This is a genomic window from Paenarthrobacter sp. YJN-D, from assembly GCF_015040335.1.
In the GTDB taxonomy this organism is placed as follows: Bacteria; Actinomycetota; Actinomycetes; order Actinomycetales; family Micrococcaceae; genus Arthrobacter; species Arthrobacter nicotinovorans.
On record NZ_CP053549.1, the window covers coordinates 1478777 to 1500994 of the forward strand.

At 64.7% G+C, this 22218-nt stretch carries 20 protein-coding genes, 1 tRNA gene and 1 other RNA gene; 11 read left to right on the plus strand and 11 right to left on the minus strand.

The window, feature by feature from the left end; genetic code table 11:
* The first annotated feature begins 69 nt into the window (after positions 1-69).
* The 5 genes from HMI60_RS07050 (at position 70) to HMI60_RS07070 (ending at position 4043) form a co-directional block, all read left to right on the plus strand.
* On the plus strand, positions 70-738 hold the full coding sequence (locus HMI60_RS07050; protein WP_193590821.1) for a TetR/AcrR family transcriptional regulator: 669 nt from the start codon (positions 70-72) through the stop codon (positions 736-738).
* Between the two features lie 83 nt (positions 739-821).
* Entirely contained in the window at positions 822-1457 is a 636-nt protein-coding gene (locus HMI60_RS07055; protein ID WP_193590822.1) for a hypothetical protein, read from the plus strand.
* Positions 1458-1537: 80 nt separating this feature from the next.
* Entirely contained in the window at positions 1538-2158 is a 621-nt protein-coding gene (locus HMI60_RS07060; protein WP_193590823.1) for a copper resistance CopC family protein, read from the plus strand.
* 78 nt (positions 2159-2236) lie between these two features.
* Positions 2237-2785: a copper chaperone PCu(A)C gene (locus tag HMI60_RS07065; RefSeq protein WP_227453675.1), complete on the plus strand. Its 549-nt coding sequence runs from the start codon at positions 2237-2239 to the stop codon at positions 2783-2785.
* A 10-nt stretch (positions 2786-2795) separates the two neighbouring features.
* A complete protein-coding gene (locus tag HMI60_RS07070; protein ID WP_193590824.1) occupies positions 2796-4043 on the plus strand; it encodes a Dyp-type peroxidase in 1248 nt (415 codons plus the stop codon).
* A 57-nt stretch (positions 4044-4100) separates the two neighbouring features.
* On the opposite strand, the gene HMI60_RS07075 is transcribed toward HMI60_RS07070, so the two are convergent.
* Together HMI60_RS07075 and HMI60_RS07080 are read right to left on the minus strand one after the other, a co-directional pair.
* Entirely contained in the window at positions 4101-5447 is a 1347-nt protein-coding gene (locus tag HMI60_RS07075; RefSeq protein ID WP_193590825.1) for an aspartate kinase, read from the minus strand.
* Between the two features lie 158 nt (positions 5448-5605).
* Complete coding sequence (locus HMI60_RS07080) at positions 5606-6130, minus strand: DUF427 domain-containing protein (RefSeq protein WP_179128375.1); 525 nt, start codon at positions 6128-6130, stop codon at positions 5606-5608.
* An 88-nt stretch (positions 6131-6218) separates the two neighbouring features.
* On the opposite strand from HMI60_RS07080, the gene HMI60_RS07085 reads away from it, so the two are divergent.
* The gene (locus HMI60_RS07085; protein ID WP_193590826.1) at positions 6219-7316 is read left to right on the plus strand and encodes a hypothetical protein; all 1098 of its coding nucleotides are present in this window, start codon (positions 6219-6221) and stop codon (positions 7314-7316) included.
* On the opposite strand, the gene HMI60_RS07090 is transcribed toward HMI60_RS07085, so the two are convergent.
* From HMI60_RS07090 to HMI60_RS07110, 5 genes are all read right to left on the minus strand, one after another.
* Positions 7313-7903, minus strand: coding sequence for a dihydrofolate reductase family protein (locus tag HMI60_RS07090; protein ID WP_193590827.1), 591 nt, complete (start codon positions 7901-7903; stop codon positions 7313-7315). The two genes, HMI60_RS07085 and HMI60_RS07090, sit on opposite strands and share 4 nt — an antisense overlap.
* 36 nt (positions 7904-7939) lie before the next feature.
* Entirely contained in the window at positions 7940-8539 is a 600-nt protein-coding gene (gene recR / locus HMI60_RS07095; protein ID WP_018778094.1) for a recombination mediator RecR, read from the minus strand.
* 33 nt (positions 8540-8572) lie between these two features.
* Positions 8573-11893, minus strand: a complete 3321-nt coding sequence (locus tag HMI60_RS07100) for a DNA polymerase III subunit gamma and tau (protein ID WP_193590828.1) — start codon at positions 11891-11893, stop codon at positions 8573-8575.
* Between the two features lie 34 nt (positions 11894-11927).
* Positions 11928-12024, minus strand: an RNA gene (ffs, locus tag HMI60_RS07105) — signal recognition particle sRNA small type.
* A 79-nt stretch (positions 12025-12103) separates the two neighbouring features.
* A complete protein-coding gene (locus tag HMI60_RS07110; protein WP_039239596.1) occupies positions 12104-12427 on the minus strand; it encodes a hypothetical protein in 324 nt (107 codons plus the stop codon).
* 304 nt (positions 12428-12731) lie between these two features.
* On the opposite strand from HMI60_RS07110, the gene HMI60_RS07115 reads away from it, so the two are divergent.
* Positions 12732-12816 (plus strand) — tRNA-Ser (locus HMI60_RS07115).
* A gap of 64 nt (positions 12817-12880) precedes the next feature.
* Here HMI60_RS07115 and HMI60_RS07120 read toward each other — a convergent pair.
* Positions 12881-13810 carry a LysR family transcriptional regulator gene (locus HMI60_RS07120; RefSeq protein WP_055977164.1) on the minus strand — a complete coding sequence of 310 codons (930 nt, stop codon included), beginning with the start codon at positions 13808-13810 and terminating at the stop codon, positions 12881-12883.
* Between the two features lie 123 nt (positions 13811-13933).
* Between HMI60_RS07120 and HMI60_RS07125 the strand changes: the two genes are divergently transcribed.
* Complete coding sequence (locus HMI60_RS07125; protein WP_193590829.1) at positions 13934-17395, plus strand: proline dehydrogenase family protein; 3462 nt, start codon at positions 13934-13936, stop codon at positions 17393-17395.
* 160 nt (positions 17396-17555) lie between these two features.
* Here the strand turns inward: HMI60_RS07125 and HMI60_RS07130 are convergent, their stop codons facing one another.
* A complete protein-coding gene (locus tag HMI60_RS07130) occupies positions 17556-18476 on the minus strand; it encodes an oxygenase MpaB family protein (protein WP_079581615.1) in 921 nt (306 codons plus the stop codon).
* A 98-nt stretch (positions 18477-18574) separates the two neighbouring features.
* Complete coding sequence (locus tag HMI60_RS07135) at positions 18575-20017, minus strand: MFS transporter (protein ID WP_193590830.1); 1443 nt, start codon at positions 20015-20017, stop codon at positions 18575-18577.
* A 96-nt stretch (positions 20018-20113) separates the two neighbouring features.
* On the opposite strand from HMI60_RS07135, the gene HMI60_RS07140 reads away from it, so the two are divergent.
* Entirely contained in the window at positions 20114-20506 is a 393-nt protein-coding gene (locus HMI60_RS07140) for a MarR family winged helix-turn-helix transcriptional regulator (RefSeq protein WP_018778087.1), read from the plus strand.
* 110 nt (positions 20507-20616) lie between these two features.
* The gene (locus HMI60_RS07145) at positions 20617-21312 is read left to right on the plus strand and encodes a hypothetical protein (protein ID WP_193590831.1); all 696 of its coding nucleotides are present in this window, start codon (positions 20617-20619) and stop codon (positions 21310-21312) included.
* Between the two features lie 81 nt (positions 21313-21393).
* Here the strand turns inward: HMI60_RS07145 and HMI60_RS07150 are convergent, their stop codons facing one another.
* On the minus strand, positions 21394-21642 hold the full coding sequence (locus HMI60_RS07150) for a hypothetical protein (protein ID WP_155845926.1): 249 nt from the start codon (positions 21640-21642) through the stop codon (positions 21394-21396).
* A 297-nt stretch (positions 21643-21939) separates the two neighbouring features.
* Here HMI60_RS07150 and HMI60_RS07155 point away from each other — a divergent pair, with 297 nt between their 5' ends.
* Positions 21940-22167, plus strand: coding sequence for a hypothetical protein (locus tag HMI60_RS07155; RefSeq protein ID WP_193590832.1), 228 nt, complete (start codon positions 21940-21942; stop codon positions 22165-22167).
* Positions 22168-22218: the final 51 nt, after the last annotated feature.

The window sequence follows — 22218 nt, forward strand, 5'->3', positions numbered from 1 at the left end:
ATCTTTGTTGAGTCTAATCGTCAAAATCTAGTATGACTAGGTTTTCGTCTGCTCATCTAGACTGAACGAATGTCATCGTCGAAGGCCCGGGGCCAGTACGCAAAGGGTGCGGAACGCCGCGAACAGATCATCCAGACGGCCACGGACGTCTTCGCTACGGAAGGCTTCGAAGGAACAGCGCTCAAGCGGGTCGCCGAACTTGTGGGGGTCAAGGAAGCCACGCTTTTCCACTACTTCAAGGGCAAGCAGGAGCTCCTTACAGCGGTCCTCACGGAACGGGATAAGCGCTCTCTGGCGGCAACGGGGCAGAGTGACATCGGGCTGAACCACATGCCTACCATCGCCGAACGGAATCGGAGCGAGCCCGGGCTGACCACGCTCTACGCGGTCGCATCGGCTACGGCGAACGACCCCGGGCACGACTCCCACGCGTACTTCCAGGAACGCTATTCGGTGATCGTGCGCGACGTCAGCGCGGACATTGCCCGCCGCCAGGAAGCAGGAGAAGTCCGGACGGATGTTGCAGCGATCCCTCTGGCACGGCTGGTCGTAGCTGCCTTTGACGGCCTTCAATTGCAGTGGTTGTACGACAAAGATGTGGACATGGCCGAGGGGTTGCGGCAATTGACGAACATCCTGCTGGCTCCTGGCGCTTCGGCCCCTGCCGGCGGCGCGGAAGACGACGGCGGTGCAGCCGACGCCGGGGATTCAGCCGGCGCCGGGGCGCCCGGATTGTGATTATGCTTGGAAGATTCTACGCTGCGTAGAATTACTTCATCATGGGAGGGCCCCCAGGCGGCCCCTCAACAGGCGGGAGGGACATGACGGCACGCACGGTGCGCTTCGCGCGCGGGTGGGCGGGAGCCGTTGCCGCCACCCTCATCGCTGCTGCCTCGCACGTGCTGTCCGGCGGCAACGCGCCGGGAGCCCCTGTCCTGATCCTGTCCTTGGCTCTTTCCGGGCTTGTGTGCATGGCCCTGGCCGGTAAAGTGCTGTCGCTATGGCGTCTTGCCACGGCCGTGCTGGTAAGCCAAACCGTGTTCCATGGCCTGTACAGCTTTGATCCCGGTGCCCACCACGACGTCGGGACCGCGGCCGCAGCAGGGCACGCCGGGCACGGGGCGCACACACTCGCTTCCGTCGCCGCCGGCCCCTCGGACCACTCCTCGCCGTCGATGGTGGTGGGGCACGTCCTCGCAGCCGTCGCCACCATCGCAGTCCTGCGGTACGGCGAGGTCACGGCTGTCCGTTTGCTGGCCGCCCTTGGCCTGCGCCTGATTCCTTTCCTGAGGATCATCCAGCCCTTGGCGGTGAACCCCGGGCCGAATGTCATCCCCTCGGACTGGGCGGTACGCCCGCTGCGCAATCTTGGCGTTCCGTTGCTTGCCATGCGCCATCGAGGACCGCCACGGCGTCCAGCAACGTCCCAGGCGCCCGGCGCCTTCATCACCCTATAAGCCCCGCCACCCCGTGAGGGGAGGCCATCCTTCCACGGACTGCCGGACCTTTTTCACAGGCAGCGGGGCGGGAAGCAGCCATGGCAAGAAAATCCTTGCGTAGTTTTTCATGGCGAAACCCAGGACCCGGCGGAGCGTTCCTCCTTGCCGTCTTTGCGCTGTGCATCGCCTTCGGGCTCGTCAGCGCGCCGGCGGCGTCCGCCCATGACCAACTGGTTTCGTCCACACCTTCCACCGGCGAGCGGCTGGCCGTGCCGCCGTCGGCCATTGAACTGAAATTCAGTGCACCGTTGCTGGCCATCGGCCACGAAGTCCGCGTCGTAGATGCGGCATCAAAGAACTGGGTCCAGGGTGATTCTGCGCTGGACCGCGGGACCTTGACCCAGCCGCTCGCCCCGGGCATGCCCGACGGGGAGTACCAGGTCAGGTGGCGCGTGGTTTCCAGCGACGGCCACCCCATCAACGGCAGTTACTCATTCCTGGTGGGGGCCGGCGCCACAGCAGGTGCCATCCCGGCCCCCGGAAACACGGCCACCCCCGGTGTTCCTCCCGGATCAGCCGAACCAGGAGCCACGGCCTCCACGGTCCAGGTACCCGATTGGGTGATTGCTGCTGCCCTCGGGGCGGCCGCGGGCCTCGCCTTGTATTTGGGCTGGGGCTTTTTCAAGCGCCGACGCCGGTCCGGCCCGCGGGGCGGCTAAGCCACCAACCTGCCATCCCACCTGTTCCGGAGCAGATTCAGCCCGGTGCAGCACACTACTTTCACAGAGAGCATCACCATGACAAAAAGAAAAGTGATTCCCGTCGTGTCCATCCTGGCAGCGGCCTCGTTGGCCCTGGTGGGTTGCGGACAAAGCAACACACCAACCACCACAACCCAGTCCGCTTCCCGGTCCTCCCAACCATTGACGGTGAGTGACACGTGGATCAAAGCCGCGGACTCAGGGATGTCGGCCGCGTTCGGGACCATCCGGAACACGAGTGACAAGGATGTGACCATCGTCAGCGCGGCAGCACCGGTGGCCACCATGGTGGAACTGCACGAAACCGTGATGGGACCGGACGGAACCATGAAAATGCAGGCCAAACAGGGCGGATTCGTCGTCCCCGCGAAGGGCGAAATCAAACTCGAGCCCGGGGCAAACCACATCATGCTCATGGACCTGACCAAGCCGGTCCAGGCCGGGGACCAAGTCGCCTTTGACCTGAAGACGTCCGACGGCGGCTCGGTCACCTTTACTGCCCAAGCGAAGGACTTCACGGGTGCCAACGAGAACTACACAGCAGGCGAAGGCAGCGGTTCGGCACCCGCTGCGCCAGCCAAGTAGGGCAGCAGCCGTGGGAAGTTCCGGACGGGACAACACCACCCCCAAGCCCGGGACCCGAGTGCGGCGGCGGCACCTCCTCTTTGGCGGTGCTGCCGCGGGCGTCGGAGCATTGGCCGCCGTGGGCACGCAACTCGCCGGGAAACCGGTCCCACCGCTGCCAAGTGATTCCGGGGACGGGGCAAACGGTGCCAGGACGGTGCCGTTTTACGGTGACAGGCAGTCGGGCGTTGGCACGGCTGCCCAGGCCCACGGTGTTTTCCTTGCTCTCGACCTGAAGGAAGGGACAACGCCTGAGCGGCTCAAGTCGCTCCTGAAGCTGCTGAGTGACGATGCCGCGAACTTGACCCAGGGAAAGGCAGCGCTGGCCGATACCGAGGGTGAATTGGCGCTTCGGCCCGCGCGCCTGACCGTCACGTTCGGCTTTGGTCCTGGCCTGTTCCGGGTTGCGGGCACCGTGCCGGTCCCGGACGGCGTATCCGGACTTCCGGCCTTCTCCATCGACAAATTGGTACCGGAGTTCTGCGGAGGTGACCTCCTGCTGCAGATATGCGCCGACGACCCCCTTTCGGTTGCGCACGCCCAGCGCATGCTGCTTAAGGACAGCCGCCGTTTCACCACGGTGCGCTGGGTCCAAACGGGGTTCCGGCGCGCCTACGGCACGGAACAGTCCGGAACGACCATGAGGAACCTTTTTGGCCAGGTGGATGGGACATCGAATCCAGTGCCGGGAAGCGCGGAGTTTGAGAAGGTTGTCTATGGCGACGGCGGTACCGGGTCATGGGCGCCCCATGGAACATCCCTGGTGATCCGCCGGATCAGCATGCACCTGGACAAATGGGACGAGCTGGACAGGTCCGGACGGGAAGAGTCCGTGGGCCGCAAATTGGCGAACGGCGCTCCGTTGACGGGCACGGCCGAGCACGACGAGCCGGACTTTGCCGCCGTCACGCCCGTCGGGTTTCCGGTCATAGCCGATTTCGCCCATCTGCGGAGGGCGCGCCCGGACGACCCGTCCCAGCGGATTTTCCGGCGGGCCTTCAACTACGACTCCGTTCCCGGGGCCGGGAGCGTGTCGGATTCCGGATTGATTTTCGCGTCCTACCAAGCGGACATCGGCCGGCAGTTCGTTCCCATCCAGCGCCGCCTCGACGAGCTGGACCTGCTGAATCTCTGGACCACGCCCGTGGGTTCGGCCGTCTTCGCGATTCCACCGGGATGCGCTCCCGGCGGTTTCGTCGGCGAAGGGCTTTTCGCCTGAAAGACATGAAGGACCGGAGCACTGGCTCCGGTCCTTCATGTCGTCGTAGCGGCTGGCCTAGCGGCCGGTGCCGCCGTAAACGGTAGCCTCGGCGTCGCCGTCGAGCTCGAACGCATTGTGGATGGCGCGAACGGCGTCATCCAGGGCGTCGGCACTGGTGACAACGGAGATGCGGATTTCCGACGTGGAGATCATGTCGATGTTGATGCCTGCGTCGGAGAGTGCCTTGAAGAAGGTGGCCGAAACGCCGGGGTGGGAACGCATGCCTGCGCCGATGAGGGAGAGCTTGCCTACGTGCTCGTTGTACTCGATGCTCTCGAAGCCGATCTGTCCTTCAGCAGCGCGGAGGGCAGCCAGGGCGTCGGCGCCTTCCACGATGGGCAGGGTGAACGAAATGTCCGTGCGGCCCGTGCCGTGCGTGGACACGTTTTGGACGATCATGTCGATGTTCGAGTGTGCGTCTGCGATCACCTGGAAGATCGCGGCAGCCTTGCCGGGGATGTCGGGGACGCCCACAACGGTGACCTTGGCTTCGGACCGGTCGTGTGCAACGCCGGAGATGATTGGCTGCTCCAAGGCAACTCCCTCTTCAATCGTGAACTTTTCGTCGGCGCCCGGGATGACCCAGGTGCCTTCCTTCTGGCTGAATGACGAACGGACGTGCAGGGGCACACCAAAGCGGCGGGCGTACTCAACGCAACGCAGGTGGAGAATCTTGGCACCGGAGGCGGCCAGTTCCAGCATTTCCTCGCTGGAAATCCGGTCGATCTTCTGGGCCGACGTCACCACGCGGGGGTCGGCCGTGTAGATGCCGTCCACGTCCGTGTAGATCTCGCACACATCGGCTTCGAGGGCTGCGGCCAGGGCGACCGCAGTGGTATCGGAACCGCCGCGACCCAAAGTGGTGATCTCGTTGGTGCTGCGGCTCATGCCCTGGAAGCCCGCGACGATCGCGATGTGTCCCTTGTTCAGGGCGGTGCGGATGCGGTGCGGGTCGACGGCGATAATTCGCGCCTTGCCGTGGATGCCGTCGGTAATCATGCCGGCCTGGGAACCCGTGAAGGACTGCGCCGAGGCACCGAACTTGTTAATGGCCATGGCAAGGAGGGCCATGGAAATCCGCTCGCCGGCGGACAACAGCATGTCCATCTCGCGGGCAGGTGCGGAGTCCGTCACCTGGGCGGCGAGGTCCAGGAGTTCATCGGTGGTATCACCCATTGCGGAGACAACCACCACGACCTCGTTGCCGGCCTTCTGCGCATCCACGACGCGCTGTGCGACCCGCTTGATGCCATCGGCATCGGCAACCGAGGAGCCGCCGAACTTTTGAACGATCAGCTGCTTGGTAATGGCAGCCTCGTTGGAGAGCTCTTCGATCTTCACTTCGGTAGTGGGCATAGTCATGCGCGCACCCTCACTGCATCAATAGGGTTCGAACGCGGCATGCTGGATTCCAAAATTGGAGCACGCCTGCGTAGCTTATTTGCCCAGTTTATCGCCGCGTGGAGTGCTGGCAGGAATTGTGACCATATGGCGGCCACACAAACAGCGGCCGGGGGAGCTCACCACCCGGCAGTGTCCGGAGCGCCCTTGAAAGGACCCACGATGTTCCGCGTAATCCAGCCGCCATAGAAGTTCCCGTCCTGGGGCGTTACCTGCTCGCCGTCCACCTCGCAGGAGTCCATCCGGCCGGGGTAGAGGGCCACCCGGGTCCGCAGTGCTTCGAAACCGCGGCTGGGTTCCGGGTAGGTCCATCCGGCACGGGAAGCCACCATCCCGCCTGCCGCGACATCGAAATACCCGGCCATGCCCTTGTATTCGCAGAAGGTGGCGCCGTCCACGGGGACGAGCACCCCGGGCGCAAAGGCATCGAACGGCAGGTAGTAGACGGGCGGATGACTTGTCTCCAGTACCCGCACTGAATCCACGGTGTCAGCAATGACATGGCCACCCAGCCGCACCACGATCCGCTCCGAACGGGCCTCGACCTGCGGCGGCCGCGGATAGTCCCACACCGATTCCTGTCCAGGCGCGGGAGGGATGCGGTGCGGACGCTTGGAACGGGGGAAACCGGGAATGGGGACCATCTCTCCATGGTGCCACCTTCTCCCCGGAATGGATGTCGGTGCCGGTCCGCCCGGCGTACCATCCACATCATGAGGATTGCGTGTGGCAATGGCCGGCGTCCCTGACCATCCAGGCCGTGATGACGGCTGGAATGAGCCCGAGTATGAGGTCATCGGGGGTGGGTTGGTTGATGACCAGCCCCGTACCGGGCAGTCCGGCCATGGTTCCAATCCACCACGCGACGCCGGCTACAAGAACGCAGCCTTCAAGAACGCCGTCGGAATCGCCTGGCGGGATGCCCGGAAGTCCTTTTCATCGTGGCTGTTTTGGCTCTCGTGCTGTTCAGGGGTGGCCCTTGCCGGGGGAACGGCTGCAGGACTGGTCGCCTGGGCTCTGCGGAATGGTTGGATCGAGAACGCGATGCCCGCGGCCACCTTCGTGATTATGGCGGTATTCCTTGGTTTCCCGGCAGCCGTGCTCGGTGTCGTCTGGGGATTCCGGCACGTCCATGAAAGCGTCCTGGTGATGCTTCTGGCAGGGGCTCTGCGGGGGCTGGCTCTGGCTGTGGTGGCGTTGCCGTTTTTGCTCATGCTGGGCATCAGCAGCGGCGGGCCTCTCGCGCTGGCCGGTGCCGCCGTCGTCGTGGTGGTCCTTGAAGTGGCTGTGTTCGGGCTCATGGGGGCCGGTTCGCGTGCTTGCTTCGCTGCTACCGTCCCGGGCGTCGCCCTGGCCTCCGTGCTGGCGGCCTTTTTCTGCGCAGGAAATGTAGCCCTCACCGTTCTCCTGCTGCCCGGCACCACGGACCTTGCCAGCGCTTCAGTCCCCGTGAATGTGGAGCGCGACGACGCCGGGAGAATCACTGCCTACGAGTGTGTTGGCAGCTTGCACCAGGTGGAAGTGGCACACACGGACAGGGTGGCGTGGTTGGCGGCGTCGCACCCGGCCTTGTTGCTAGCCAGCGTCGGGGCGGAGTTTGTTCCGCCGGACAACGACGTAGCCTGGGTTTTGTCCGGGCTCCAGTTCGCGGCTGACGGGCCTGCGAGGGAAGTCCCGTGTCTCGGCGGGGTCTCCAGCGACGGCCTGGCACCCGCGGTGCCGGTGGCTCTCACGGGGTTGTTCCTGCAGGGCCTGCTCGCCGCGGTGGTGCTTGCTGCAGGCCGCTGGCTGGCCTCCCGACGGGTGACGACTGATTCGGTTTCCGGCTAGATCTTCCGCCGCACGTATTCGGAGATCACGACGCCCGAGTCGAATGCCGTGGTGCCTGCCTCGTCGAAAGCACGTGGCTGGTAGGTGCCGGGTGCAAAGAGCGGAATCCCGTCGCCAAAGAGCAGCGGGCTGCGTTTGAGCACAAGCCTGTCGATTTCATCGGCCAGCTTTGTGGCCAGCTCTCCGCCACCACAGAGCCAGATCGACCGGCCAGGCTCTGACTTCAACCGTCGCACCACCTCTACGGGGTCCTCGGAGGTCAACGTCAGGTTGGGATGTTCGCCCGGGATGTCAGCCTCGGATTTTGTCCGTGAGAACACCACCTGGCGGAGGTGTTGGTACGGGCTTGTCATGCCTACCGGCAGTCCGACGGCGTACGTGTTCCAACCCATCACTACGGTGTCGAACATGGTTCCGGTGCGCTCGATGCCCATGGCATCGGCAATGACCGTGGGGATGGCATCGGCAAAGCGTTCATTCTGGGCGGCCATATGATCGCCCTCCACGGGAAAAGCGTCGAACTCGCCTCCCGGACCGGCAATGTAGCCGTCCAGGCTGACGGCAACGTAGTAGACAAGTTCTCGCACGGGACCCCAATCACGATTGATGTTGTGGTTGCGAGATTACAACAGGGCGTTGCGTCGGCCTTCGAAGGCGCGTCCCAGCGTGACCTCATCGGCATACTCAAGGTCTCCGCCGACGGGCAAGCCGGACGCCAGCCGCGTCACCGTGATCCCGATGGATTTGAGCATGCGGGCCAGGTAGGTGGCCGTGGCCTCACCTTCCAGGTTGGGGTCCGTGGCGATGATGATTTCCTGGATGGCGCCGTCGTTGAGCCGCGTCAGGAGCTCGCGGATGCGCAGCTGCTCGGGGCCGATGCCTGCAATGGGATTGATGGCGCCGCCCAGCACGTGGTACCGGCCGCGGAAAGAACGTGTCCGTTCCACAGCCAGCACATCCTTGGACTCTTCGACCACACAGATCACCGAAGGATCCCGACGGGGATCACGGCAGATGTTGCATGTTTCCTGCTCGGTGACGTTGAAGCAGACGGAGCAGAACTTCACGCGTTCCTTGACCGTGGTGATAGCCGTGACCAGGCGTTTCATGTCCTCGGGGTCGGCCTCCAGGATGTGGAACGCCAGGCGCTGCGCTGACTTGGGGCCCACGCCGGGAAGCCGGCCGAGCTCGTCAATCAGCTCTTGAACTGCACCTTCGTACACAATGTCCTCGTTTGTTTGAAATCAATGCCGGGATCAGCGGGTTTGCAGGGGAGAACCGTCCAAGGCGCGCTCTTCGATCAGCTTTCCGCCCAGAATACGCTCCACCGCAGCCCGCCCAAAGACCCTCGACTCTTCGATGGTTTCGTCCTCGGGACTGGGAATGTCCTCCGGCGCGGCGGCCGGCGCTGCCTGCGCCCGAACAGGCGCCTGCACACGTCCTGCCTGGGCTTCGGGGCTGTTAGTGAGCCGTTGGTACAGGCTCTGGCGTCCGTTCGGATTGCCCGACGGCGCGTCGTCCTCGAGCGTGGCGACGGAACCGCGTGCTTCCTCAGGTTGGGTCGCCAACGACGGCCACGTGGGGATGCTGCCGGCGGCCGGTGCACCCGAAACGGCCGCGCTGGGCGCCTGAGTTCCAGGCCAGTTCGACGCCGGTGCGACGTCCCAGCTGGAGCTTGGGTTCTCTTCGGCGTTGGTTGGGTGACCGTACGATGCGGCGGGGGCCGGCTCCGGGACCTGTGCCGCGGCGGGCTCATAGTCCGGGGTGTCCGCTGCTGGAACGACGGTTTCTTCTGCTGCCTGCGGGTTTTTGCCGACGTTGGATTCCGTGCCGACCACCCACGTGCCCGGAGCTTGTTCCACCGCGCGGGACCACGGGTCATCCGAGGAGACGTGTGCCGTGGTGGCTTGAGGCGCGGCTGTGCGTGTGGGCGCGCTTGCTGGTGCTGGTGCAGGTGCTGGTGCTGGTGCAGGTGTTGGGGCGGCAGAGGAGGCGGAGGCTGCTTGTGGGTAGCTCCGGGGTTCCCCCTGGTGGCCGTACGGTGGCTCCCAATCAGCTGGCGGCTCTTCCTCCAGTGGAGGGGCGTCCTCGTCCAGGGGCGGACCCCAGTCGTCGTCAGGGTAGGAGTACTCTCCGGCGGAGGAGGGAGCGGTCTCGACGACGGCAGGCACAGGCACAGGCGCAGCCTGAGCGGGGGCCGGTGGTCGTGTCGGTGTCGGTGTTGTAGCTGGAGCGGGAGCAGAAGCCGGAGTGGGCGTCTGACCGGTTGCCTGAGCCGGCGCCGTAGTGGCAGGAACTGATGCTGCTGCCGGGACGGGGGTCGCCGGTGGCTGGGGCTGCTCTGCAGGAGCCACATCAGCTGCACGGGATGGCGCCGAGGACGCAACTGTGCCCGCGTGAGGGCCGGCCGATGGAACGGTCCCCGAGGCAGGGGTGGCTGGAGCGAGGCCCCACGCCGAGTCGACCGAAGACACCGGAGCCGGTGCCGGGGCAGCCGTTGGCGTTGAAGCAGCCGGACTCTCCCGGCTAGTAGGCGCTTTTGGGTTTGGCTCAGAGCTCGCTGAACTGTTGCCGCCGGCCACTGCGACGATCTGGCAGTCGATGCCGATGGTCTTGTGGATTGCCTGGCGTAGGTTCTCGGAGTGGTCTGCGCGTCCAAAGGCACCAGCAAGGCCGCCGGTGGTGAACGCGAGGGTCAGCACCTGGCCGTCGAACTGGGCAACTTGAGCGTTGGGCTCAACGAGGGCCCACGTGCTGCGCTTGATCTTGGTCAGCGTTTGGAGCACATCCGGCCATGCCCGGCGAAGGGCCTCGACGTCCCCGCTGCCTCCAGCACTCGGAGCCGGGGCAGCCGCAGGTTGCGGCGCTGACGCAGGTGCCTGAGATGCGGCCGGGGACGGCTGTGCCTGCGGCACTGCCTGAGAGGGCATCGCCTGAGACGGCGCTGGTTGTGACGGCGCTGGTTGTGACGGCGCTGGTTGCGACGGCGCTGCCGGGGGCGTTGCTTGTGATGGCTGCGTCTGCGGCGCTGCGGAAGCAGATGCCTGGACAGGCTCAGGCTGCGGGGTTTGTGCCGGGGTCGGAGCAGCCGCAGCACTCGGAGCAGACGGGGCCGCAGCGGCCTGGCCAGCGCGACCGGAAGACGTACGTTCCTCGACGGGCCAATCGTTGGTGGACACCCTCGGTGCTGAGATGGCATCGCGCGGACCAGCTGCGGTGGATGATTCGGGAACGGCAGGGACTGAAGCCGCAGGGACCTGCTCGACTGCTGCGGGCTCAGTTGCAGGTGTGGGAGAAGCCGTGGGGGCCGGGGCCGACTGTGTAACGGGCGCGGCCGCCGGCGGAACAGCCGAAGCAGCCGCAGCTGTAGGCGCGCCGGCAGCAACAGCCGGTGTGCCGCCGTCGCCCGCGTAGTTCAGGCGACGTTCCACGCGATCGATGCGCGCGGCGATACCACGCTCGGTTTGTTCAGCGCTGGGGAGCAGGATGCGCGCGCACAGCAGCTCAAGGTGGAGCCGGGGCGAGGTTGCGCCCGTCATCTCCGTGAGCGCGGTGTTGGTGACGTCCGCGGCCCGGGACAGCTCAGCCGCGCCCAGGTTGGTTGCCTGGTTGCGCATGCGGGCGATCTGATCGGCGGGCATTCCTCGAAGGATGGCCTGGGCGCTTTCGGGCATCGCCTGCACGATGATGAGGTCGCGGAAGCGCTCCAGCAGGTCCTCGACGAAGCGCCGGGGGTCGTGGCCGGTCTGGATGACGCGGTCCACGGCGCGGAAAACGGTGGCGGCGTCGGCGGCAGCGACGGCGTCGACGATGTCGTCCAGCAACGAAGCGTGGGTGTAGCCGAGCAGCGCCACGGCGAGCTCGTAGTCCAGGCCGTTAGGGCCGGCGCCGGCCATGAGCTGATCGAGCACCGAAAGGGTGTCCCGGACAGAACCCCCGCCAGCGCGGATAACGAGCGAGAGCACGCCGGGGGCAACAGGAACGTTCTCCTGCTGGCAGAGCATCTCAAGGTAGTGCATCAGCGGCTCGGGTGGCACCAGCCGGAAGGGGTAGTGGTGCGTGCGGGAGCGGATGGTGCCGATGACCTTGTCCGGCTCCGTGGTGGCGAAGATGAACTTGATGTGTTCCGGCGGCTCCTCCACAATCTTCAGCAGAGCGTTGAAGCCGGCAGACGTGACCATGTGGGCCTCGTCGATGATGAAAATCTTGTAGCGGTCCCGGACCGGGGCGAAGGTGGCGCGCTCACGAAGATCGCGGGCATCGTCCACGCCACCGTGGCTGGCGGCATCGATCTCGATGACGTCCAAGGAGCCCGAGCCGCCGCGGGCAAGTTCGATGCAGCTGGGGCACTTGCCGCAAGGCGTGTCAGTGGGGCCTTCGGCGCAGTTCAGGCAGCGTGCCAGGATGCGCGCGGAGGTGGTCTTGCCACAGCCGCGCGGACCGGAGAAGAGGTAGGCGTGGTTCACGCGGTTCTTCCGGAGTGCCGTCATCAGTGGCTCTGTGACGTGTTCCTGCCCGATAACGTCCGCGAAAGAGTCCGGGCGATACCTTCGATACAGGGCAGTTGTAACAGTCACAAGTGAAACCTACCTATAGGGACTGACAGTTAAAGTAAGTGACCCCTCATGCACCCGCCAGAGCCCATCTACCCTTGCTACCTTCCGGTCCTGGGGGAGTTCAACAGGATGACGCCACATGAGGGGCCGTCGATAAGCTTACCCGAACTTGGTTCGGGGTTCGAATCGGTGCGGACGGCTGTGGATAACGCTCGACGGCGGGTGGTTGGGTCACCGCCAGCCGTTCACCGGCCACGTCATGAAGGCCGGTTCCTCGTATGGGTGCGCCGCCCGCAGGGCCAGCACCACGCCGTCGAGCGCTGCCTCCTCAACCACGCACTCAACCCGGGTTTCGGGCACCTGCTCCTCGATGCCGACCGCTCCCACGAAGGGCTGCGCGCCGGGCTGGGGAGTGAACCGGCCTGTGCCCGGGGACGTGTAGAAACAGTGGGAGTAGTCGCCTATCCGTCCCGCGCCGGCGTCGCCGATGGCCAGCAGGACCTCTTCGAGATGCGACTCGGGCACGTAGACCACCAAGGCATGAAGCTGCGTCATGGGGACATCTTGTCAGCAAATTAGGCTACAAAGCGGTCTCAACCATTGCAAAAGAAGGGGTGGCAGCGGACCATGGGTATGTACACCGATTGGGGCAATCTCAAGGTTGTGAGCTGCGGGGCCTGGGGGCGAGGGGCCGGACCCGGTAGCTCAACGGTTGTGCCGCAAGAATGGGCGCGTTGGGGGCGTCCATTTTTCCGTTAAGCGGCGTGCTCCCCTGACTGGGCAAAAGGGGCGATTCGGCCCGATTACACGATGCCGAAATTCTCAGGTACAGTAGTATCTGCTTTCGAATCGGAAGCAAGGAGAATTCGCCTAGCGGCCTATGGCGCACGCCTGGAACGCGTGTTGGGTTAACGCCCTCGGGGGTTCAAATCCCCCATTCTCCGCGTTTGGCCCCGGTCCAGTGGACCGGGGCCTTTTGCGTTCCCTGGACGCGGCGGCTGAGCCTGGCTAGCCTGCGTCCGCCTGTTGTTCGGCGTCCTGCTGTTGGGTTGCCGCCACGCGTTCCAGTACCTCGCGGCACGCTGCGGTGGCCGGGTGGATTCTGCCGGCTGTCCTGGTGGAGGTGAACACGGTCCGTTTCGGCAGGCCCGGGAGATCCAGGAGCTGGACCGTCCTGCTTCGCCCGGTCCAGACGAGGTCCGGCATGAGGGCCACGGCATTTCCGGACTCGATGAGCCGGATCTGCGCCTGGAGGTCGGCCGTTTCGTAGCGCACGTCCGGTTCGAAGCCTGCGGAGCGGCACGCCTGCTCGGCCCAGTGCCTTGAAGCGGCACCACGGGGTTCCATGACCCACGGCATCGAGGCCGTGTCGGCCAGGGTCGCAACTGTTTCGCCGCCCAGCCCGACCGGGGGAGTGGCCAGCCGGATGGCATCGCTGGTCAGCGTGACCCGGTCCAGTCCGCTGTGGTGCGGCGCGGCATGGCCGGGGTATTGCTCGGCTACCACCAGATCGAAGTCGCGGGCCCAGGTTTCGTAGAGGGCGGTCTCGGGCTCGCGCTGGGTCATTTCCACGCGCACTTCCGGGTACTCCCGGCGCATAATGCTGAGGAAATCGGGCAGCAGCGCCAGTGCTGCGGACTGGAACACGGCGAGGCGCACGGTCCCGGTCACCATGGACAGGGATGCAGCGAGCTCGGTTTCCGCCCGTTCCAGGGTCTCCAGCAGCGCCGCGGTGTGTGCCACGAGGATCTCGGCCTGGGGCGTCAACTGGACCCGGCGGCCCGCCTTGCGCAGCAGTTCCACCCCGGCTTCCTTCTCCAAGAGCGTCAATTGCTGGGATACCGATGAAGGGCTGTATTGCATCGCGTCGGCGACCTCGGCCAGGGTCCCGCGGATCTTCAGCTCGTGCAGCAAACGCAGCCTGCGGACATCCAGCAAGGCGGCCTCCAAAGGTTCGGGATGAGTAATCAATATTCGTCAGAAAAGATCGCTTTTCCTAATGAGATTGTAGATCCATACTGATGGAAACAAACAAACTTCTCCGTCTCAGAAGGAGCCCCCATGACCAGCACCCTCCCGGATGCCACCGCCCCGCGCACCGAGGAATCGGGGCAGTTCGATGCTCTGGCCCAGGAAGCCATTGCCTTGGTCCGCCACTGGTTGACTGAAGCCGGCAAGATCCCCGTGGACGTCTCCGCCCAGCGCCTCGCCGGCGTCCTGAAGGACCCGAACGGCCTTGACTTCACGGTTGGATTCGTCGACGGCGTCATCCGCCCCGAGGACCTGTCGGTCGCCGGCCGTAAACTCGCCGAGCTCGCCCCGAAGGTTCCCAAGTTCCTTCCCTGGTACATGCGCAGCGCTGTCCGGGTGGGTGGCGTCATGGCCCCGATCCTGCCGCAGATTGTCATCCCGATCGCCCGCCGCGTGCTCCGCGAGATGGTGGGCCACTTGATCGTTGACGCCACCGACGCCAAGCTCGGTCCGGCCATCGCCAAGATCCGCCAGGACGGCGTGCACCTGAACGTGAACCTCCTCGGCGAAGCCGTCCTAGGCGAGCACGAAGCCCAGCGTCGTCTGGAAGGCACCCTGAAGCTGCTGGCCCGCGAGGACGTTGACTACGTCTCCATCAAGGAATCCTCCACAGTTGCTCCGCACTCCCCGTGGGCCTTCGACGAAGCCGTCGACCACGTTGTTGAGAAGCTCACCCCGCTTTACCGCCTCGCAGCGTCCTTCCCCAAGCCCAAGTTCATCAACCTGGACATGGAGGAATACAAGGACCTCAGCATGACCATCGCGGTGTTCAAGCGCATCCTGGACATGCCGGAGTTCAAGAACCTGGAAGCCGGCATTGTCCTCCAGGCCTACCTGCCTGACGCACTTGGTGCCATGCAGGAACTGCAGGAGTGGGCCTCTGCCCGTCGCGCCGAAGGTGGCGCACCCATCAAGGTCCGCGTCGTCAAGGGTGCCAACCTCCCCATGGAGCAGGTCGAAGCCTCGCTGCACGACTGGCCGCTGGCTACCTGGGGCACCAAGCAGGACTCGGACACCAGCTACAAGAACGTCATCAACTACGCCCTCACCCCGGAGCGCGTTGACGCCGTCCGCATCGGCGTCGCCGGTCACAACCTCTTCGATGTTGCCTTCGCCTGGCTCCTGGCCAAGCAGCGCGGGGTTACTGAGGGCATCGAGTTCGAAATGCTCCTGGGCATGGCAACCGGCCAGGCCACCGCGGTCCGCAAGGATGTCGGCAGCCTCCTGCTCTACACACCGGTGGTCCACCCGGGCGAGTTCGACGTCGCCATCGCCTACCTGATCCGCCGCCTCGAAGAGGGTGCCAGCCAGGAAAACTTCATGTCCGCGGTCTTCGAACTCAGTGAAAATGAGAGTCTCTTCAAGCGCGAGCAGCAGCGCTTCCTGAGCTCACTGGCCAACATGAAGAGTGAAGTTCCGGGGCCCAACCGCCAGCAGGACCGCCGCCTTCCGGCCGAACCCGCCCCCACCGAGGGCTTCCGCAACACCCCTGACACCGACCCGGCACTCCCGGCAAACCGTGCCTGGGGCCGCGACATCCTCAAGCGCATCCCGGGATCCACGGCCGGGAACAAGATCGTCGAATCCACCAAGGTTTCCGACGCCGCCGAACTCGAGCAGATCATTGCCTCCGCCGTTGACGCCGGGAAGGCCTGGGGCGCCCGTCCCGCCGCCGAGCGGGCAGCCATCCTGCACCGCGCCGGTGAAGTCCTTGAGGCCCGACGCGCCGAACTCCTGGAGGTCATGGCTTCCGAAACCGGCAAGACCATCGACCAGGGCGACCCCGAGGTCAGCGAAGCAATCGACTTCGCGCACTACTACGCCGAGCGCGCCAAGGACCTGGAAACGGTCGTCGGCGCCACATTCGTCCCAGCGAACCTCACCGTGGTGACACCACCGTGGAACTTCCCGGTGGCGATCCCCGCAGGCTCGACGCTCGCAGCGCTCGCCTCAGGTTCCGCCGTCGTGATCAAGCCTGCAAAGCAGGCCCGCCGGTCCGGTTCGGTCATGGTGGATGCCCTGTGGGAAGCCGGTGTGCCGCGTGACGTTCTGGCGCTGGTGCAGCTCGAAGAGCGTGAACTGGGCACCCAGCTGGTCTCGCACCCGAGCGTTGACCGCGTGATCCTCACCGGTGGCTATGAAACCGCTGAGCTGTTCCGCTCCTTCCGCCAGGACCTGCCGCTGCTCGCCGAGACCTCCGGCAAGAACGCCATCATCGTCACCCCGAGCGCCGATCTTGACCTCGCAGCCAAGGATGTCGTGTACTCGGCGTTCGGCCACGCCGGACAGAAGTGCTCGGCCGCTTCGCTGGTGATCCTGGTGGGCTCGGTCGCGAAGAGCGCCCGCTTCCACAACCAGCTGATCGACGCCGCGCGCTCCCTGACCGTTGGCTACCCGGAGAACGCCACCACGCAGATGGGGCCGATCATCGAGCCCGCCAACGGCAAGCTCCTGAACGCCCTCACCACCTTGGGCGACGGCGAAACCTGGGCCATCAAGCCCGAGCGCCTCGACGAGACCGGCCGCTTGTGGTCCCCGGGCATCCGTTCGGGCGTCAAGCGTGGCTCCTACTTCCACCTGACCGAGTTCTTCGGCCCTGTGCTGGGTGTCATGACAGCTGAAACCCTCGAAGAAGCCATCGCCATCCAGAACGAGATCGAATACGGCCTCACCGCCGGCCTGCACTCCCTGGACTCAGCTGAAATGGGTGTCTGGCTGGACAAGATCCAGGCCGGAAACCTGTACGTCAACCGCGGCATCACAGGTGCGATTGTGCAGCGCCAGCCGTTCGGTGGCTGGAAGAAGTCGGCCGTCGGTGCAGGAACCAAGGCAGGCGGACCGAACTACCTGATCGGGCTCGGCTCGTGGGTAACAGCCGAGGCCAAGGGCCAGCGGGGCACCGTCCTTCAGGGTGCTGCTGCCCAGCTCCTCGCTGCAGCCAAGTCCGCTGACGTGACCGCCGAGGAATACGAGACCCTCCAGAAGGCACTCTTCAGCGACGCAGCAGCCTGGGAATCCGAGTTCGGCACCTGCAAGGACGTCTCCGCCCTGACAGCAGAGCGCAACGTCTTCCGATACCGGTCCCTGCCCGTGACCATCCGCCTCTCCGAAGGCGAGCGGCTCGCTGAGCTGATCCGCGTTGTGGCAGCCGGTGCAGTGGCGGGCTCGAAGCTCACGGTGAGCTCCGCCGTCGCACTTCCTGACGCTGTGGTGACCGCTTTCGCCGGTCTGGGCGTCAACGTGCGGATCGAGGACGACGCCGCGTGGCTGGGCCGTGCGGCCAACTTCGACGCCGGCCGGATCCGCTTGATCGGTGGCGACTTCGCCGCGCTGAGCGCAGCGATGGGTGGCCGTCCCGACGTCGCGGTGTACCACGGCGCCGTGACCCAGGCCGGACGGATCGAGATGCTGCCGTTCCTCCGCGAGCAGGCGGTGTCCATCACGGCCCACCGCTTCGGCACCCCGAACCACCTGTCGGATCACCTGATCTAGTTCGCGCGCCGAGGGGTGAGCTCTCGGCACAATAAATGCCCGTAAAAGGTTGAAAGCCAACCCCTCGGCGAACCCCACACAAGGTGAGGTCCCGCTGAGGGGTTGGCTTTCTGCATTTCGCGGGTTCCCCAAAAGGGTGAGAGCTCGCCCCTGAGTGATGTCAGGCGGCGTAGCCGAGACGTTGCAGTCTTTGCCGCGCCGCCTGTTCGCTGGGGCCGTGTGATCCCAGAGCGAGCCGGACCATGCCCAGCACCACCCTCGCCGCCGTGATGACCGGCAGCGGGACGAAGCCCAGCCGGGCTCGCTGGAGCCCCAGCAGTTCCCTGTACTTCGGTTCAAGGCTTGCGACGGCGGCCGCGAACAGTATGCGGTAGCCGGGCTTGAGGAGCGGGCTCAGGGGAGGGTGCCGAATGAACGAGACGGTCTCTGCCAGGCGGTCATCCGCCCGGAGGATGCCAGAGGCGTACCAACCCTCCAGCTCGTCACGGACCTGCGCTTCGGTGAGCGGCGGATCTTGAACGCCGATGAGTCGGCCTGCCGCAGCCCATTCGCGGACGTAGGCGTCGGCCCCGCCCGGGATGGCAGCACCCCAAATGCGGTTGGCCGTGAGGAACGAGTCGGCGTAGGTGACGTGGACCCAGCGGAGGAGTTCGGGATCATTGGCCGCGTACGGTCGTTGGACGCCGAGCCCGTCCACATAGGTCCCGCGGACGCGTTCGTGGATCCTGCGCACCACGGCGGTTGCGGACTCGGCCGCTTCGGTGGATCCGTAGGTCACGGTGAAGATCCACCGGACCGTGTTAGCCAGGCGACCCAAGGGGTCCTTCTGGAAACCCGAGTGCTCATACACTCCGGCCAGCGCGCCGGGGTGGAGGGCCTGCATCAGCAGGACCCGGATGCCTGCCACGATGGTGGCGACGTGGCCGTGAACCGCCCAGACGGCCGAGCCCGGGAGGTGATATCCGGCGTCGTTCCCTTCCGCCAGGCGCGGCACCCACTCAGGCGGCGTCCCCGACGTGCCGGTGAACGTGCGCTGCAATTCGTGGCGGTACTCAGTGAGGTAATTCCTCATGCATCCCATGAGACCGCAGATTCGCCAGACCGTACAGAGGGAGTTTTTGTACAGCTAATGCCCTTATGAAGGGCTCATAAGGGCATTAGCTGTACAAAAACTCCGGGTTAGGGGCGGACGCGACGACGGGAAGGCGCTGCGGCCACCAGCAGGGCGGCAATTGCGACGGCGGCACTCAGGATAAGTCCCGGACGGTACTGTTCCAGCATGGCTTGGGCGCTGACTGTTCCCGCGGCCTGGCCGTGACCGCTGACCAATGCGGTGGTGACGGCGAGGACCAGCGCCGCCCCAACCTGGGTGCTCGTTTGGATCAGGCCCGCAGCGAGTCCCTGTTCGGAGTCCTTGATCCCGGCTGTGGCCTGGACGTTGATGGAAGGGAAGGCCAGGGCAAAACCGACGCCCAGCAGGACCACCGAGGGCAGGATGTCCAGGGCGTAGTTCGGAGTTGTGCCCACGCGGAGGAAGAGGACGTAACCCAGGCCGAGGGCGGTAAGGCCGGTGAGGATCAGCTGCGTAGCCCCGAACTTTTCGATGAGCCGGTCCGCAAACGGTGCGCTGGTGGCCACCAGAAGGCCGGCCGGCAGCAGAGCCAGCGCCATACCCAACGGTGTCCAGCCGAGGACGGACTGCAGGAACATGGTGACGATGAACTGGAAGCTCAGGTAGGACCCGAACAGTCCCACGGCGCTGAGGTTGGCCCTTGCTACCCAGCCTTCCTTCAGGATGCCGAAACGGATCAGCGGATGCTTGACCTTGTTTTCAATGATTGCAAAGGCTGCCAGCACGGCGACAGAAACTGCGAACCCGGCGATTGTTGCCACAGATCCCCAGCCCTGCTCCGGTGCTGAAACCAAGGTGTACACAAGGCCGAGCATGCCCAGTGCCAGCGTCACCGCACCCCAGATGTCGTGTCCGCTGTTTTCGGCGGACGGCTTGTCCTTGGGGATGAATTTGATACCCAGCAGGACCACGACGACGGCGATCGGGACGGAGACCAGGAAGGTCCAGCGCCAGCTGAGGCTGGTCATCAGGCCGCCGACCACCAGTCCCAGCGAGAATCCGCTGGCTCCGAACGTTGTGAAGATGGACAGCGCCTTGTTGCGCTCGCGTCCTTCGGCAAAGTTCGTGGTGATGATCGAGAATCCGGTAGGTGCGGTGAAGGCCGCTGCGAGGCCCTTCACGAAACGCGTGGCGATCAGGACAGCGGGGTCGTCCACCAGGCCGCCAAGGAGCGACGCTGCGGCAAACACCGTCAAGGCGATGAGGAAGATTCGACGGCGGCCCAGCAGGTCCGCGAGGCGGCCACCAAGGAGCAGCAGGCTGCCGTAACCAAGGACGTAGGCAGAGACGATCCACTGCAGCGAATCGGTTCCGAGGTGGAGTTCTTGTCCGATGGATGGAAGCGCGACGCCAACCATGGATACGTCCAGCCCGTCCAAGGCCAGGACGGTGCAGACGACCATCAACAGGAGCCATTGGGCCCGTGTCCAGCGAACAGCTGAAACCAAGAGCGGCTCGGCAGAGGTTTTGAGGGTGGTGGGTGAGGTCATGCGATCAATCTATATGACACGTCATTCAATGACAAGGAATATGACGCGGAATCTTATGACGTGGATTTTAAGTGGTTCATGAACTAGAATCGGGGCATGGCAACGACGCGTGACCGCCAGCTGGAAGACCGTGAACTGGTCGAGCAGTGGCGCGACATCCAGAGCTCCTACTTCCGAACCGCAGGAGCAATCGACCGCGCCCTGGAAGCCAAATTCGACATCGGCCTCAATGAGTTCGAAATCCTTGACCTCGTGGCCGAGAGCGAAGAGTCGTCGTGCCGCATGAAGTCCCTGGGGGAGCGGACCCCCATGACGCAAAGTGCTGTCTCCAAAGTGGTGGACCGCTTGGAAAAGGCGGGCTTGGTGTCCCGGCAGACCTGCGAAGAGGACCGCCGCTCGCTGTTCCTGGAACTTACTGAGGCGGGCCGTGCGCTCCACTCCACCGCCGCCGTCGAACACCGCGCGCTGCTCAAGGAAAACCTGGGCTGATCCGGCCGCGGGCAAACCCCGGGCGTCCCGGGGGGCTCCCTCAGTGGAACATTGACACCCGAAAACCTGGTCCCGTTTACACGTGCCCTACGTTGGTTCATAGTCGAGCCATGAGGGAGGCCGGCATTCTTCCTGAGGACGCCCCCGACCCCCGTGTCGCATGGGCCGACAATCTCAAACTCATGCCCATTCCGATCATTGGACTCGCGCCCCAACCTTCGCTGGAGGACACGGACTCCGTCGGGCTGACCTATTGCTTGGATGATCGTGGATACAGCGATATGACCGCGAGCATCACCTACACTCTCTGGCGAAACCCGGATGATCGCTCAGACCCGGTAAACCTTGCAGACCTCGACGAAAAAACACGCAGATCGATCGAGGAAGTTCCGCCATGGCCCCGGCCGCGCTGGCTGATCGAGCAGGTGGAGCGACTGCGCTACCCGCAACTGTGGGAGGCCGTGCGAACCGTCTGGCACCGCGCTCCATCCGAGCGCTCATCGGTTCAATGCCTCCTGGTTGACCATGTCAACCACATCCTGATGAATCAGTACCGGCAGGAGATTTGGCCGGGCAGCAAACCTTGGGACCAACACGCACCCCCAATAACCGGTCGGGTGGTCAACAATCAGGCCAGAATCGTCATCAATGGAGTCAGTGTGCCCGGTGCGGAGGTTGATACGGACCCGTTCGTCTACGGCGTCGGCGCCCAACTAGCAACCGGCGGCGTCGTGACGGCCGTGCTTCCACGCGCCGAGCTCAAGAGCATCCAGCTCCAATTCACTACCCGTGTGAAAGGGCCCTAGCGTCCGCAGGGCGATCGGCTTAAGTACTTCTGCGCTCTACGACGCAGTAGGAGCGCGTTTGCTCTGATGTGACCGCTAGCGTTAGCGCCTAGCTTCGCGGCCGGAACTTGCGGCGCTCGGCATTCCCTTTGATCCCGCGATGACGCCACCGATCAGGAGCACAAAGCCAAGTCCGCCGATGGCGAACGGAAGGATAAAGGTTGGGGGCTCAACCCTAAGGGAGCCAGCTTCGTCGATCCAGGTCCCGTATTCGGTGCCGTAAAAGAAGATCAGCACCACAATTGCAGCCCCAATCAGAGCGCTGGCCCACGCCCACACATTTCCTCGCATGGTCCCTATCCTCTCAGCTCAATTCACTTTCGGCGGCGGATGCTTGCTGGCGCCCGTACAGGGTTGCCCCTCCAGCCGCTGCAGGGCTGCGGTGGGAGTGCCCGGTGAAGGATCCAAGGATCGCTCAACGTGCAGCAGAGCCCCCGTCATTTGCCGCGCGTGTGACAACATGTGCTTATGAGCGCGCAGCTTGAGGTTCCGAGGCTTGGAGACCTGAGTGGCCTCGGGATTGCGGTCGAGCCGTCTGATCAGTCTGGGGTAGTTTCCTTGGTCGCGAGGGCTAACGACGGATGCACTGTGACACTGACCTGGGATGAGATCGCTGGATCAATGAGCGTCCGCTGGCTGGACGGTGCCGTAGTGCGGCTTGCTGTCGAGCGAGAGACCCCGGTCAAGATCAGCGTGCGCGACGAGCGCGGCGTCATTGAGTTCCGCGTCTGGTCGCGCTGGGAAGGACTGGGCGGCGAATTAGTGGTGCAGGTCGGTGAGCACGTATCTGTGCGCGACACGCTTCTGCGCATATAAGAGGGTCCTGCGTTCGGCCAGGATCCTTTACAGTGCGCCCATCACAGTCGC